Annotated in this window: 15 protein-coding genes; 10 read left to right on the top strand and 5 right to left on the bottom strand. The window is 62.8% G+C overall.

All coding sequences use genetic code 11. The annotated features are described in order from the left end of the window. Positions 1-4 precede the first annotated feature (4 nt). From moaB to G0P99_RS02235, 3 genes are all read left to right on the top strand, one after another. On the top strand, positions 5-547 hold the full coding sequence (gene moaB, locus G0P99_RS02245) for a molybdenum cofactor biosynthesis protein B (RefSeq protein ID WP_164127275.1): 543 nt from the start codon (positions 5-7) through the stop codon (positions 545-547). Positions 548-643: 96 nt separating this feature from the next. Next, a complete protein-coding gene (locus G0P99_RS02240; RefSeq protein WP_164127273.1) occupies positions 644-2101 on the top strand; it encodes an efflux RND transporter periplasmic adaptor subunit in 1458 nt (485 codons plus the stop codon). A gap of 6 nt (positions 2102-2107) precedes the next feature. Then, on the top strand, positions 2108-5509 hold the full coding sequence (locus G0P99_RS02235) for an efflux RND transporter permease subunit (protein WP_164127272.1): 3402 nt from the start codon (positions 2108-2110) through the stop codon (positions 5507-5509). Between the two features lie 9 nt (positions 5510-5518). On the opposite strand, the gene G0P99_RS02230 is transcribed toward G0P99_RS02235, so the two are convergent. Continuing rightward, a complete protein-coding gene (locus G0P99_RS02230; RefSeq protein ID WP_164127270.1) occupies positions 5519-5938 on the bottom strand; it encodes an NUDIX hydrolase in 420 nt (139 codons plus the stop codon). Positions 5939-5941: 3 nt separating this feature from the next. Then, positions 5942-6754 carry a protein-disulfide reductase DsbD domain-containing protein gene (locus G0P99_RS02225; protein ID WP_164127268.1) on the bottom strand — a complete coding sequence of 271 codons (813 nt, stop codon included), beginning with the start codon at positions 6752-6754 and terminating at the stop codon, positions 5942-5944. Positions 6755-6898: 144 nt separating this feature from the next. On the opposite strand from G0P99_RS02225, the gene G0P99_RS02220 reads away from it, so the two are divergent. Next, the gene (locus G0P99_RS02220; protein ID WP_164127502.1) at positions 6899-7453 is read left to right on the top strand and encodes a YqgE/AlgH family protein; all 555 of its coding nucleotides are present in this window, start codon (positions 6899-6901) and stop codon (positions 7451-7453) included. 4 nt (positions 7454-7457) lie between these two features. On the opposite strand, the gene G0P99_RS02215 is transcribed toward G0P99_RS02220, so the two are convergent. After that, a complete protein-coding gene (locus tag G0P99_RS02215) occupies positions 7458-8204 on the bottom strand; it encodes an aspartate/glutamate racemase family protein (RefSeq protein ID WP_164127266.1) in 747 nt (248 codons plus the stop codon). Between the two features lie 69 nt (positions 8205-8273). Further along, entirely contained in the window at positions 8274-8855 is a 582-nt protein-coding gene (locus G0P99_RS02210; RefSeq protein ID WP_164127263.1) for an FMN-dependent NADH-azoreductase, read from the bottom strand. A 116-nt stretch (positions 8856-8971) separates the two neighbouring features. Here G0P99_RS02210 and G0P99_RS02205 point away from each other — a divergent pair, with 116 nt between their 5' ends. Both G0P99_RS02205 and G0P99_RS02200 read left to right on the top strand, forming a co-directional pair. Next, positions 8972-9850, top strand: a complete 879-nt coding sequence (locus G0P99_RS02205; RefSeq protein WP_164127261.1) for a LysR family transcriptional regulator — start codon at positions 8972-8974, stop codon at positions 9848-9850. After that, complete coding sequence (locus G0P99_RS02200) at positions 9838-10743, top strand: DMT family transporter (RefSeq protein WP_370462680.1); 906 nt, start codon at positions 9838-9840, stop codon at positions 10741-10743. The genes G0P99_RS02205 and G0P99_RS02200 overlap by 13 nt, the downstream gene beginning before the upstream one ends. A 13-nt stretch (positions 10744-10756) precedes the next feature. Here the strand turns inward: G0P99_RS02200 and G0P99_RS02195 are convergent, their stop codons facing one another. Further along, positions 10757-11098, bottom strand: coding sequence for a metalloregulator ArsR/SmtB family transcription factor (locus G0P99_RS02195; RefSeq protein WP_164127497.1), 342 nt, complete (start codon positions 11096-11098; stop codon positions 10757-10759). A gap of 230 nt (positions 11099-11328) precedes the next feature. Between G0P99_RS02195 and G0P99_RS02190 the strand changes: the two genes are divergently transcribed. The 4 genes from G0P99_RS02190 (at position 11329) to G0P99_RS02175 (ending at position 13380) form a co-directional block, all read left to right on the top strand. After that, complete coding sequence (locus G0P99_RS02190; RefSeq protein WP_164127259.1) at positions 11329-11673, top strand: AtpZ/AtpI family protein; 345 nt, start codon at positions 11329-11331, stop codon at positions 11671-11673. Between the two features lie 65 nt (positions 11674-11738). Next, positions 11739-12446: a F0F1 ATP synthase subunit A gene (locus G0P99_RS02185; RefSeq protein WP_164127495.1), complete on the top strand. Its 708-nt coding sequence runs from the start codon at positions 11739-11741 to the stop codon at positions 12444-12446. A 77-nt stretch (positions 12447-12523) separates the two neighbouring features. Continuing rightward, on the top strand, positions 12524-12748 hold the full coding sequence (locus tag G0P99_RS02180; protein WP_011048925.1) for a F0F1 ATP synthase subunit C: 225 nt from the start codon (positions 12524-12526) through the stop codon (positions 12746-12748). A gap of 86 nt (positions 12749-12834) precedes the next feature. After that, positions 12835-13380, top strand: coding sequence for a F0F1 ATP synthase subunit B' (locus G0P99_RS02175; protein WP_164127257.1), 546 nt, complete (start codon positions 12835-12837; stop codon positions 13378-13380).

Genomic DNA, 13380 nt, shown 5'->3' with positions numbered 1-13380 from the left:
CGCCATGTCGCGCATCGACGAAAGCCTCGATTTCATTCCTGTCCGTATCGCGGTGCTCACCGTGTCGGATACCCGCTCGCTGGAAGAGGACCGATCTGGCCAGACCCTGGTCGACCGGATCGCACGGGCAGGACATGTGCTGGCCGACCGGCACATCATTCAGGACGAGCGCGCCCAGATCGCCGACCAGCTGCGCGCCTGGGTCGCCGATCCGGATGTCGATGTCATCATCTCGACCGGCGGCACCGGCCTGACCGGGCGCGACGTGACGGTCGAGGCGCATCGCGACGTTTACGAGAAAGAGATCGAGGCTTTCGCCACCGTCTTTACCCTGATCTCGATGGAAAAGATCGGAACCTCGGCGGTGCAGTCGCGCGCCACGGGCGGGGTTGCGGGGGGCACTTACCTGTTTGCGCTGCCCGGCAGTCCGGGCGCCTGCAAGGATGCCTGGGACGGTATTCTGGAAAAACAGCTCGATTACCGCCATCGTCCCTGCAACTTTGTCGAGATCATGCCACGATTGGATGAGCATCTGCGACGGAAATAGGTCAGGATCACGTTCAAGCATATGAGGCTTGGCAATTTTATCGGGCCTCCTAGCTTGTCTATGATACTGTCACCTGCGACCGGAACCCGGTAAACAATGCGATTTCTTCGGCAAAGCCTGCTTGGTGTCTTTCTTGCCTCAGTTGCCCTGGCCCTGCTGGTCTGGGCCGGGCAATTGGTGTTGGACGCCGTGCAATCCCGGATGAACGCCGACAAGAAACCGCCTGCGGCGCGTGAACGGGTGTTCGCGGTCAATGTACAAACAGCACAATCCGGCACCGTCACGCCGGTTCTGGAAGCATTTGGCAAGGTACAAAGCCGCCGCACTCTCGAATTGCGCAGCGCCATGGGCGGACGGGTGATCGGGCTTTCGGAAAACTTTGTCGACGGCGGCACGGTTCATGCGGGCGAGGTTCTGGTGCGGATAGACCCTGCCAAGGCGCAGACCGAACTGGACCGGGCGCGCTCGGATCTGATGGATGCCGAAGCCGAGGAACGCGATGCCGCCCGGGCCTTGATTCTGGCGGGACACGAATTACAGGCGGCGGAGGATCAGGCCACCCTGCGCGCTCAGGCGATGCAACGTCAGCAGGATCTGGTCGAGCGCGGGGTAGGCAGCGCCGCCACGGCGGAAACCGCCGAACTGGCGGATGCCCAGGCGCGCCAGGCGGTTTTGTCCCGCCAGATCGCGGTGGCCCAGGCCGAGGCACGGGTGGACCAGGCGGTGACCCGGCTGGCACGTGCGCGTCTGGCGCTGGAACTGGCCGAGCGGGATCTGGAAGAAACCGAAGTATTCGCGAGCTTTGACGGCACGCTGAGCGGGGTAACGCTGGTCGAGGGGCGACTGGTCTCGGTTAACGAGAAACTGGCCGAACTGATCGACCCGACCGCTCTGGAAGTGGCCTTTCGGATTTCGACGGCGCAATATGCGCGTCTGCTTGACGCGTCTGGTCGGCTGATCGGCGCCCCTGTTACGGTCAAGCTTGACGTTACCGGGGCCGATTTGGTCGCCCAGGGCAGCATCAGCCGTGACAGCGCGGCGGCAGGGGACGGTCAGTCGGGTCGCCTTATCTATGCCGGGCTGGATGCGTCGCCGGGGTTCAAGCCGGGCGACTTCGTAACGGTGAGTGTCGAGGAACCCCCGCTATTGAATGTGGTGCAACTGCCAGCCTCGGCGCTGGATGCGTCGGGAACGGTGCTGGTGCTGAGTGCAGAAGACCGTCTGGAGGAGTTGCCGGTGTCGCTGCTGCGGCGTCAGGGCGACCATGTTCTCGTCCGTGGCGACGGACTGGAAGGGCGCGAGGTGGTGATCGGCCGCACGCCATTGCTGGGGCCGGGTATCAAGGTCCGGCCGCTGCGGGTCGAGGCCGGAGCAGGTGAGCCGGACGTCTCGCTGCTGGAGCTGTCCGATGAACGCCGGGCGCGCCTTGTGGCCTTTGTCGAGGGGAACGATCGGATGCCGGCGGATGTGAAACAGCGGCTGCTGGGCCAGCTTGCCGAAGCCCGCGTGCCTGCACGCCTGGTGCAGCGGCTGGAAGAGCGCACAGGGGGCTGACCGGTCATGGTCCGCGATATCCCCAAAGCCGCTGGCGGAGTTCTGAGCTACTTCACGCGTCATCGGACCGCCGCCAATCTGCTGCTTGTGGTCCTGCTGGTGCTGGGGGCAGCGGCCATTCCGAACATGCGGGCGCAGTTTTTTCCCGACGTGATCGTCCAGAACGTGACGGTCAATGTCGAGTGGGAAGGGGCCGGACCCGAAGATGTTGACAGCGCCATCGTGCAGGTTCTGGAACCGGCCTTGCTGGCCGTAGACGGGGTGGAAAGCTCGACCGCCACCTCGCGTGAGGGGCGTGCCAATGTGTCGCTGGAATTCGAACCCGGCTGGGACATGGCACAGGCCGCCGATGACGTGCAGGCGGCGGTGGATGCGATAACGACCCTGCCGGAGGATGCCGAGGAGCCATCGGTCCGTCGTGGGGTCTGGCGGGACCGGGTGACCGACGTTGTGATCACCGGACCCGTCTCGCCCGAGCAACTGGCCCGATTTACCGACGAGCTGATCGTCCGGCTGTTCGAGATCGGGGTGACACGGACCACGATCCGGGGCCTGGCCGCCCCGCGCACGGTGGTCGAAGTGCCATCGGCCAAGCTGATCGCCAATGATGTATCCATGTCCGAAATCGCGGCGGCGATTGCGGCCGAGGTCACAGGTGATCCGGCGGGCGACGTGACAGGTGCAAATGCACGTATCCGCACCGGGGCGGAGAAGCGCAGCCCCGAAGAGATCGGCGGGATCGTCCTGCGCTCGAACCCCGATGGGTCCAAGCTGCGCGTTTCGGATGTGGCGACGATCCGGGTCGAAGGGGTCACGCGCAACCGGAGCTATTGGGTCGGGGACCAGCCTGCAATGTCGGTCCGGGTGGATCGGTCGGATCAGGGCGATGCGATCAAGGTTCAGCATCAGGTCGAAGAGTTGGTCGAGGTGATGGAGGCAGGCCTGCCCCAGGGCGTGACCATGGATCTGATCCGGACCCGGGCCGAGGCGATCACCGACCGTCTGAACATTCTGGTCGATAACGGGCTTGTCGGGCTGGGACTGGTCGTTCTGTTGCTGTTTTTGTTCCTGAACGCTCGGACGGCATTCTGGGTGGCGGCGGGGATCCCGGCGTCGATGTTCGCTGCGGTGGCCCTGATGTATGCGGCTGGATTGACGATCAACATGGTGTCGCTGTTCGGGCTGATCATCACGCTGGGCATCGTGGTGGATGATGCCATCGTTGTTGGGGAGCATGCCGATTTCCGGGCGCGGCGGCTGGGGGAGCACCCGGTCGTTGCCGCGGAAACCGCAGCAAGACGCATGGCGATGCCGGTCTTTGCCGCGACGTTGACCACGATCATCGCCTTTTTCGGCCTTACCGCAATCGGAGGGCATTTCGGAAAGTTGATAGGGGACATTCCGTTCACCGTGATCGCCGTGCTGGCCGCGTCGCTGGTTGAGTGTTTCCTGATCCTGCCCAACCACATGTCCCATGCCATTGCGCATTCAGCCAAGGAACATTGGTATGACTGGCCGAACCGGGTGGTGAACAAGGGGTTTCGCTGGCTGCGCGACCATCTGTTTCGCCGTTTCGTGGGCTGGGTCGTGCGGGCGCGCTATGTCGTTCTGGCGGGGACGGTGACGGTTCTGGCCAGCCAGGTGGCGCTGTTCATCACCGGTGATGTGCAATGGCGGTTTTTCAATGCGCCCGAACGCGGCTCGGTCACCGGCAATTTCAGCATGGTCGAGGGCGCCACCCGCGACGACACGATGGCGATGATGCGCGAGTTGCAGCGCGCCACCGAGGAACTTGGCCGCATCTACGAAGAGCGCCACGGCCGCAATCCGATCGACTTTGTGATGGCCGAGATCGGCGGAAACGCAGGGCCCGGGCTTGCCGGTTCCGACACCAAGGATGCGGATCTGCTGGGCGGAATCTCGATCGAGTTGATCGACGCGGATGAACGCCCCTATTCCAGCTTTGCCTTTGTCGGAGAGTTGCAGGATTTCGTGAACCGGCATCCCAAGGTCGAAACGCTCAGTTTTCGCGGCTGGCGGTCGGGGCCGGGTGGCGATGCGCTTGACGTACAGTTCTATGGCGCCTCGGCGCAGGTGCTGAAATCGGCCGCTGAGGATCTGCAAACCGCGCTGTCGCGGTACCCGGAGGTTTCGGGGGTCGAGGACGATCTGAGCTATGACAAGGAAGAGATCGTATTGGACCTGACCGCGCAGGGTCAGGCGCTGGGCTTTACCGTCGATGCGCTGGGCCGGGCGCTGAGGGCGCGGCTGAACGGGATCGAGGCGGCAACCTATCCTGACGGGCCGCGCAGCGCGCAGATCCGGGTCGAGCTGCCAGAGAACGAGTTGACCGCCGATTTCCTGGAGCGGACGCTGATGCGGACGCCGCAAGGCACGTATGTTCCGCTGGCCGATATCGTTTCGGTCACGCAGCGCACCGGGTTTTCCACGGTGAAACGGGAAAACGGCATTCGGGTCGTCTCGGTCACCGGGGATATCTCCGAAGACGATCCGGCGCGGGCGGCAGAGATTTCGACGGCGCTGGAAACCGAGATCCTGCCACGGATCGCCAGCGAACGTCAGGTCGAATGGAGGCTGGCGGGGCTGAGCGAACAAGAGGACACCTTCCTGACTGAGGCGGCCTCGGGCGTGATCCTTTGCCTGACCGGCATCTACCTGGTACTGGCCTGGGTCTTTGCCAGTTGGACCCGGCCCTTGGTGGTGATGGCGATCATTCCGTTCGGGCTGGTGGGAACGATCTGGGGCCACTACATCTGGGAAGTGCCGCTCAGCATGTTCACGGTTGTGGGGCTTCTGGGGATGACCGGGATCATCATCAACGACTCGATCGTTCTGGTGACGACGATTGACGAATATGCCGAAACGCGCGGACTGCTCCCCTCGATCATCGACGGCACAGCGGATCGGTTGCGGCCGGTTCTGCTGACCTCTCTCACGACGGTGCTGGGTCTTGCGCCGCTGCTTTATGAGAGCTCGCAGCAGGCGCAGTTCCTGAAGCCGACCGTGATCACCCTGGTTTACGGGTTGGGGTTTGGTGTGCTGCTCGTACTGCTGGTTGTGCCGGCCCTGCTTGCAATTCAGAATGATGTGGTGCGGCCGCTGACCGCGCTGAAACGTGCGCTGCGCGGGCCGGACAGGTTGGCGCGCTGGGCAGTTGTCACATGCGGAATATCGACGCTTGGCTGGCTTGGCGTGACGGTTTTCTGGCCAGCGGTCTTTGGGTCTTTGCCCCCGCGCCTTGTCGAGATCGTGCCGCAAATCGCGGACAGGCCCCCCATGGTCGCGGGCATGGCCCTGTTCGTCGCAGGGGCATTTGCGTTGACCCTGTTGGCAATGGCGGTCTCGAGCCTGGTGCTGGCCCGGCGAGGCCGACGCCAGCCGCAGTAGGCTGCAGACTCAACCGTCGCGAAGGGCGATGATCAAAAGCTCTGCGACCCGGTCAAGCAGAGGCAATGTGCCTTGCCGGACATCGTCAATGTGCACCCATCTGGCATCCAACGCGTCATCTCCGCCGCGCGGCTCGCCCTCGACATAGCGGCACAGAACACTGACCAACAGGTAATGCACCAGGGTTTCCCCGCTGTCGCTGCGCCGGATCAGGTCGAAATGTGTAAGGTAACGTTGCGGGCGGGCGCTGATGCCGGTTTCCTCGAACAGCTCGCGAATGACGGCATCGCGCACGGTTTCGCCCCATTCCACATGGCCGCCGGGGAACCCCCACAGGCCACGGCCCGGATCCTTGCCGCGTTGGGCCAGAAGAACATGGTTGTCGTGAAGGACAACGGCGAGGGCGCCGACAAGCGGCCGTTGCTCCATGCGTTACCCCGGCAGACAGCCCAAGATGTCGACCGCGTGCTTGCTGCCGAGAACGGTGATCCGCATCTGCGACCGGTCCAGCGCGAAGGCGCCGCCGGCGGCGTTCAGGATCTCGGACCGGGCGTACAATGTGTTTCCCTGACGGCGCGTCTCGGCCTCGGTGGCCCAAAGGGTTGGGTCGCTGGGTTCGAAAACGGCCAGTTCGCTGCCGCCGGTATAGGGCAAAGTGATCTCGGCCTCTATCTGCATGCCATTGCCGGTGGGCATCAGCCGGCAGGTCGCCGAGCGTACCCCGGCCTCGCTGGCCGAGTAGGGCCGTTGCGCCAGCGCAGCGGCAATCGCCGGGTTGCGGGGGGCGTTGGCGTCCAGCGTATGGTCGATGTTCCGGCTTGCAGGCACGCAAATATCCTTGCACACGCCAAAATCCATCGCGCCCTTGAGCCGGACCGGTTGTCCGGCTTTCCGGGGGGTAATCTCGATCGGCAGGACCACCTGATCCTTGTACCCGATTGAGCGCAGACCGCTTTGCTCGAACACATGCGGTGCCGGCCATGTGATTGTCAGTTCGCCGACATTGCGCGATCCGCTCCAGTTGAAACTGGGCGGAATTCCCGCCTCGCCCGGTGCGCGCCAATAGGTTTTCCACCCGTCGGCGAGGGTCAGCCGGATCGCGCCCAGAACGGTGCCGCGCGCTGTCATGCCGCCGTCGAGGATATCGACCTGTACAAGATCATCAAGGCCAGCGGCCCTGGACTGGCCAGCCAACCCAAAGCTGAGAGAGACGATGGCGAGTGCGCCGAGCAATGTGCGGTTCATGCGGTAAAGATGGCCCCGCGTCCGGCATTTGCCAAGTCACGATCGGTTCAGACTGCGCAATTTCCGCGCGGCTGGCGGGCAACTGCTTGCGCCGCGCAGCGCCGAACCCCATTGTTAAGTGGTAAGGAGACATGACCATCAATGCTGGACCTGACCGGAAAACTGCTGATCGCCATGCCCGGCATGGGCGACCCTCGTTTTGATCGTTCCGTCATCTTCATGTGTAGCCACGGCACGGACGGCGCGATGGGTCTGATTGTCAACAAACCTGCCGATCTGCGCCTTGGCGACCTTCTGGCGCAGATGGATATGGCTTGCGAGGACCCCGCTGTGGCGCAGGCCGCGGTGCGGTTTGGCGGCCCGGTCGAGACCGGTCGGGGCTTTGTCCTGCACTCGTCGGATTATTCCGCAAACCTGCATTCTTTGAAAGTCACCGACAAGTTCAGCATGACCGCGACGCTCGACATCCTCGAAGACATTGCCAATGCCCGGGGGCCGGCGCGCAAGGCGCTGATGCTTGGCTATTCCGGCTGGGGGCCGGGGCAGTTGGAGGCCGAGATCTCGGACAACGGGTGGCTGACGGCCGAAGCCGACAGCGATCTGGTTTTCAACACACCGGACGAGGACAAATGGGAGGCGGCGTTGAAGTCCCTGGGAATAGACGCGCTGCTGCTGTCTGCCAGCGCCGGGCACGCCTGAGCCCTTAGGCTTCTTCCTCCAACGCCAGTTTCAGGGCCGCAGCGACATGTGCCGCCGATGGATTGACGAAAAGGTGCCCGCCTGTGTTGAAGGTCACATCATCGACATGTTCAGGAAAGGCGAGCGGCAATTCGGTACAGGCCAGCAGGATCGCCGTGCCCGGGGTGGCATTGCGGTCGCAATAGGCAAGGAGCCTGTCCCGCGCGTGTGGTGAAACACCGGCATAGAGATCTTCGTCGATCAGGGCCTGCATCTCGGCAATCTCGGCGTCGCTTAGCGGGTCATTGGCCGTAATGCCGAAGCCTGACAGGGTATTGGCATAGTCGCGGGCCTGCATGGTCACGGTCGTTCCCAGAACCAGCGCGCGGGTCAGCCCGGTTTGGGCCGTGGCCTCGGCAGTTGCGTCGAATATCGACAGGATCGGCATGGAGACGCCCAGCCGGATCGCGTGCAGCCGCGCGTGGGGCGTGTTGGAAGCGATGATGGCGAAATCGCAGCCGGCATTCTGAAGGGTAAGCAAGGCATCGCGGAATACGGCGTCAAAGCCGGACCAGCTGCGCTCATCACCAGCCCGGCCACGCAGCGCGCGTGTCTGGGACTGTGTCACCGATTCGATAGTCATGCGCGGGATGGGCAGCGGCGAGGTGTGACCGCGGCTGGCAAAGAACCGACCGGCGCCCTCGGCGATGGCGCGATAGTAGTCTATGGTCGAGGGCCAGCCGACGCCGCCCAAAATCCCGATCTTCTTCATACCACTCCCTCTCGGATCATCTGCGCCGCACGCGATCATTGCGCGCGGCGCGGACAATTGCCAGAGCGGTTAGGCGGCGATTTGGCCGATCTGGGTCCGGGCTGCGGTCAGAGCGGCCTCGGGATCGACGGCCATGCGGTCTGCGGCGATCACGCTGACATCGGTGATCCCGATGAAGCCCAGCACATGACGGGCATAGCCCGTGGCAAAGTCGATGTCGGAATCCACAGCTGTCCCCCCGGACGCCACCGCGAGGATGGCCCGTTTCCCGGTCAGCAGACCCCGGGGCCCGTTTTCGGAATAGGCAAAGGTCACACCCGCACGGGCGACAAGGTCGATCCAGGCCTTGAACGCGGCAGGCACCGAGAAGTTGTAGATCGGCAGGCCGATAACGATCGTGTCGGCGTCCTTCAGCTCCTGCACCAGTTGATCCGACAGGGCGAGTGTCTTGCGCTGCTCGTCGGTCCGGCTGTTCGGTGGGGTAAAGTTGGCATCGACCCAGGCTTCGGTCAGCAGGGGCAGGGGCGTGGACAAATCGCGGCGGATGATGCGCGCCGGGGTAAGCCGACTGACGATGTCGGCCGAAAGATCTCGGGTCGTCGAACCCTGGCGGCGGGCGGATGCGTCGATATGCAGAACGGTCTGAGTCATTGGAACCCCTTTGAGATTTGTATGCGGTGGGGTGAAATTGGTCATTGCAAATGTGAACGCAACGCTGGAAAAATCACATCAAATGTTGACGTGCGCACAGATGGATTGATTGTCGAATGGAAAACTGGGACGAGGTTCGCACCGCTTATCAGGTGGCCCGGATGGGGACGGTAAGCGGTGCGGCAGAGGTGTTGGGGGTGCATCACGCCACCGTCATCCGCCATATTGATGCGCTGGAGGCGCGATTGAGCGTGAAGCTGTTCCAGCGGCATGCCCGTGGTTACACGCCGACGGAGGCCGGTCTGGATCTGTTGCGGGTGGCGCAGGCCACGGATGACCAGTTCAATCAGCTGGTCGGCCGATTGAAAGGGGTCGGAGACGATGTCTCGGGCGAACTGGTCCTGACATCGCTCGAGTCGCTGGCGCCATTGGTGGTGCCGGTGCTGACCGCGTTTCAGCGCCAGCACCCCGGATTGATCGTGCGGTTTCTGACGGGGGCCCGTCTTTTCCGGCTGGAATATGGCGAAGCACATGTGGCGATCCGGGCCGGGCGCGTGCCGGACCAGCCGGATAATGTGGTTCAGCCCTTCGTCTCTCAGGAAGCGGGACTCTATGCCAGCAAGGACTATGTCGAGAAGCACGGCAGCCTTGGCGGAGTGGAAGACATGAAGAACCATGTCTTTGTCGGAACCGACGATGAAAACAGCCGGGCGCCCTTTCATATCTGGTTAAGGCAGAACGCTCCGGCGGACAAGATCGTGTTCCGGTGCTCGGACAATGCATCGATCCAGCAGGCCGTTCTTGCCGGAGCGGGTATCGGTTTTGTGCCGCGCTGGGAGGCGGCGCGGCATCCCGAGTTGATAGAGATGATGCCGCCCCAGGACGAATGGGCGGGCAAGCTTTGGCTGGTGACACATGTCGACCTGCACAGGACGCCCAAGGTGCAGAGCTTCCTCAAGTTTCTGAAACAGGAAGCGCAAACATGGGTGGGCTGAGCCCCGAAGGGCGCGGGCATCTTGCGATGCTGTGCTTTTCGGCGTTGGTGGCGGGCAGTTTTTCGCTGGGATCCCTTGTCGCCAACGAGATAGCACCGGCGGCCTTGAACGCGGCCCGGTTCGCCCTGGCCGCTATGGTGATTGCGGGCGTAGCCTCGGTCACCACCGGAGTGCCGCGCAGCGCGCTGCATGCGCCCTGGCGGTATTTCGTTCTGGGCGGCCTTTTTGCTGCTTATTTCGTGATGATGTTCGAAGGGCTGAAGACCGCGCCGCCGGTCAGTGCGGCGGCGGTCTTTACCCTGACCCCGATCCTGTCGGCGCTGGCCGGGTGGTTCCTGTTGAAGCAGGTCACGACAACGCGGATGGCACTGGCGCTTGCCATCGGGGCGACAGGGGCGCTTTGGGTGATCTTTCGCGCCGATTGGTCCGCGTTTCGTGCATTCGAGATCGGTCGGGGCGAGATCATCTATTTCTACGGGTGTATCGCGCACGCCGTTTATACACCGATGGTGCGCAAGCTGAATCGGGGTGAGCCGACAGTTGTCTTTACTCTTGGGATGCTGCTGGCAGGTTGCGTGATCCTGACGATCTATGGCTGGCAGGATATTCGCGCGACCGACTGGATGCATTTGCCCCCGATCGTCTGGATCGGACTTCTCTATGTGGCGATCTGTGCCAGCGCTATGACGTTTGTGCTGTTGCAATACGCAACGCTCCGGCTGCCTTCGGCCAAGGTGATGGCCTATACCTATCTGACGCCAAGCTGGGTGATCTGCTGGGAAATCGCGCTGGGCAATGGTGTGCCGACGGGTCTGGTCCTGATTGGCATCGCCATGACGGCAATCGCGCTGCTTATGCTTCTGGAAAGCCCGGTTCGAAGGGCGGCGGCCTGACCGGTGCCACCACCTAGCTGTCGGGCTGGGCATCCTCGCCCAACTCGGTTTCCAGGAACCGCTCGAACGCATCCAGGTTCACCGGTTCGAACTGGCCGAACCCCTGCATCCAGACGCTGGCCGCGCGCAGCGAGTCCGGCTCCAGCTTGCACCATTTCACCCGGCCCCGCTTTTCCTGGCTGATCAGCCCGGCGCGGGTCAGTATGACCAGATGCTTCGAGATCGCGGCCAAGGACATCTCAAAGGGTTCGGCGACGTCGGTCACGGCCATGTCATCCTCAAGCAGCATTGCGAGGATGGCGCGCCTTGTAGGGTCGGCGAGGGCGGCAAAGACGTCGTCAAGCGGTTCAGGCATGTCTTGCCAGAAACATATGGCGAAACGATCGTCAACCATTTGGTTGAATATGCCCATTTGGCCCTTTTGGCGCTAACAGCGGATGCGGCGCATTCGCGCGGCGAGTTTGAGCGTATGTGTTTTTCAATAAAAACAGTCGCTTGCTTGGGTTGTACAGCTCGGCACTGCGGCGTTGACTCCGAGGCGCTTGCCCCTTAGCAGAGTGCCAACACTGCGTGGGAGCTCCGCCCGTGACCGAAGACGACCAAAAGCAGCGGCTGACGCAGCTGGAGGCGCGGATCGCGGCGGCCAAGAAGGCCGGAAGCAAGGCCGAGAAACGCGCAGATGCAAGCCATGCACAGGGCGAATTGGCCTGGCGCATGGTGATCGAGATGGTTTCCGGTCTGGGGATCGGATTTGGCATTGGGTACGGGCTGGACAGCCTGTTCGGGACGATCCCGATCTTCCTGGTGCTGTTCACATTGCTGGGTCTTGCCGCCGGGGTGAATGTCATGCTCCGCAGTGCGCGCGAAATTCAGGCGAAGACAGAGGCTGAAGCCGCGAAGGCAAAGGCCGAGAGAGACGAGAGGGACTAGACGTGGCAAGCGAAGCACAGGCCGCAGACAAGGCAGCAGAGGGTGGTAGCCTGGTCTTCCACCCGATGGATCAGTTCATCGTCAAGCCGCTGTTCGGCGACGGCGCGGTGGGCATGTTCACCATTACCAACTCGACCCTGTGGATGGGTCTGGCGGTGCTGGCGATCATCGGCCTGCTGGTGCTCAGCACCTCCAAGCGCGCCATCGTTCCGGGGCGCATGCAGTCGATCGCGGAGCTGGCCTATGGCTTCATCTACAAGATGGTCGAGGACATCTGCGGCAAGGACGGGGTGAAATACTTCCCCTATGTCATGACGCTGTTCATGTTCATCGTGACCGCCAACTTCCTGGGCCTGCTGCCCAAGTCGTTTACCACCACCTCGCATTTTGCGGTGACCGTGGTGCTGGCGCTGGCGGTGTTCCTGACCGTGACCATCCTGGGTTTCGTCAAGAACGGTGCCGGCTTCCTGAGCCTGTTCTGGGTATCGAGCGCGCCTCTGGCGCTGCGCCCGGTTCTGGCGATCATCGAACTGATTTCCTACTTCGTGCGTCCGGTCAGCCACTCCATTCGTCTTGCCGGTAACGTCATGGCGGGCCACGCGGTGATCAAGGTGTTCGCAGGCTTTGCCGCTATCGCCGCGATCAGCCCGGTTTCGGTCCTGGCGATCACTGCGATGTACGGTCTCGAGGTGCTGGTGGCCTTTATCCAGGCCTACGTGTTCACCATCCTGACCTGCGTGTACCTCAAGGACGCGCTGCACCCGCATCACTAATGCAGCGGTGGGCAAACTGCCCACCCTACGCACCTGATAACCCTGACATTCAACTTCCAATCGTAAGGAGACACATCATGGAAGGCGATCTCGCACATATCGGCGCAGGCCTGGCAGCAATCGGTTCCGGCGCAGCCGCAATCGGTGTGGGCAACGTGGCCGGCAACTTCCTGGCCGGCGCCCTGCGCAACCCTTCGGCCGCCGCGTCGCAAACCGCGACCCTGTTCATCGGCATCGCATTCGCAGAAGCTCTGGGGATCTTCGCGTTCCTCGTCGCTCTGTTGCTGATGTTCGCCGTCTAATTCGCGGAACCTGATCCTTACGCGCAGGTGGGCCCAAGCCATAGCGGCCCACCTGTTGTAAAGACAACGTTCCGACGGAGGACAACATGGCGACTGAACATACCGGAGCTGTCAGCACCTGCGTCGATTCCCATGGCTCTGCCATTGGTATGCCGCAGCTCTGTTTCGACTGGTTCCCGAACCAGATCTTCTGGCTTGTCATCACGCTGGTCGTCGTCTTTCTGGTCCTGTCGCGCGTGGCCCTGCCGCGTATCGCGGCAATCCTGGCCGAACGGCAGGGGACCATCACAAACGACCTCGCCGCTGCCGAAGACCTGAAGGCCAAGGCGCTTGCAGCGGAAGAAGCCTATACCAAGGCACTGGCCGAAGCCCGCGCTGAAGCACAGCGTATCGCCGGTGAAGCCCGCGCCGAGATTCAGGCGGAGCTGAACGAGGCCATCGCCAAGGCAGACGCGGAAATTGCCGCCAAAGCCGCTGAATCGGAGAAGGCGATTGCCGAGATCCGGGCAGGGGCGCTGGAAAGCATCGAGGCGGTTGCCAAGGATACCGCTGGCGAATTGGTGAACGTGCTGGGTGGCCAGGCCGATGACGCGACCGTCGCCGGTGCCGTCGAAGCCCGGATGAAAGGATAA

The sequence above is a fragment of the Ruegeria sp. PrR005 genome (assembly GCF_010500245.1).
Taxonomy (GTDB): domain Bacteria; phylum Pseudomonadota; class Alphaproteobacteria; order Rhodobacterales; family Rhodobacteraceae; genus Ruegeria_B; species Ruegeria_B marisflavi.
The sequence above is the reverse complement of the archived record's forward strand: the minus strand, read 5'-3'. Positions and strand labels throughout refer to the sequence as shown.

Bases quoted from the DNA above. Each gene is read 5' to 3' on its own strand.
- G0P99_RS02180 (WP_011048925.1), top strand. From the start codon at position 12,524: ATGGAAGGCGATCTCGCACATATCGGCGCAGGCCTGGCAGCAATCGGT.
- G0P99_RS02210 (WP_164127263.1), bottom strand. From the start codon at position 8,855: ATGACTCAGACCGTTCTGCATATCGACGCATCCGCCCGCCGCCAGGGT.
- G0P99_RS02185 (WP_164127495.1), top strand. From the start codon at position 11,739: ATGGATCAGTTCATCGTCAAGCCGCTGTTCGGCGACGGCGCGGTGGGC.
- G0P99_RS02200 (WP_370462680.1), top strand. From the start codon at position 9,838: ATGGGTGGGCTGAGCCCCGAAGGGCGCGGGCATCTTGCGATGCTGTGC.
- G0P99_RS02195 (WP_164127497.1), bottom strand. From the start codon at position 11,098: ATGCCTGAACCGCTTGACGACGTCTTTGCCGCCCTCGCCGACCCTACA.
- G0P99_RS02240 (WP_164127273.1), top strand. From the start codon at position 644: ATGCGATTTCTTCGGCAAAGCCTGCTTGGTGTCTTTCTTGCCTCAGTT.
- G0P99_RS02175 (WP_164127257.1), top strand. From the start codon at position 12,835: ATGGCGACTGAACATACCGGAGCTGTCAGCACCTGCGTCGATTCCCAT.
- moaB (WP_164127275.1), top strand. From the start codon at position 5: ATGTCGCGCATCGACGAAAGCCTCGATTTCATTCCTGTCCGTATCGCG.
- G0P99_RS02235 (WP_164127272.1), top strand. From the start codon at position 2,108: ATGGTCCGCGATATCCCCAAAGCCGCTGGCGGAGTTCTGAGCTACTTC.
- G0P99_RS02215 (WP_164127266.1), bottom strand. From the start codon at position 8,204: ATGAAGAAGATCGGGATTTTGGGCGGCGTCGGCTGGCCCTCGACCATA.
- G0P99_RS02225 (WP_164127268.1), bottom strand. From the start codon at position 6,754: ATGAACCGCACATTGCTCGGCGCACTCGCCATCGTCTCTCTCAGCTTT.
- G0P99_RS02205 (WP_164127261.1), top strand. From the start codon at position 8,972: ATGGAAAACTGGGACGAGGTTCGCACCGCTTATCAGGTGGCCCGGATG.
- G0P99_RS02230 (WP_164127270.1), bottom strand. From the start codon at position 5,938: ATGGAGCAACGGCCGCTTGTCGGCGCCCTCGCCGTTGTCCTTCACGAC.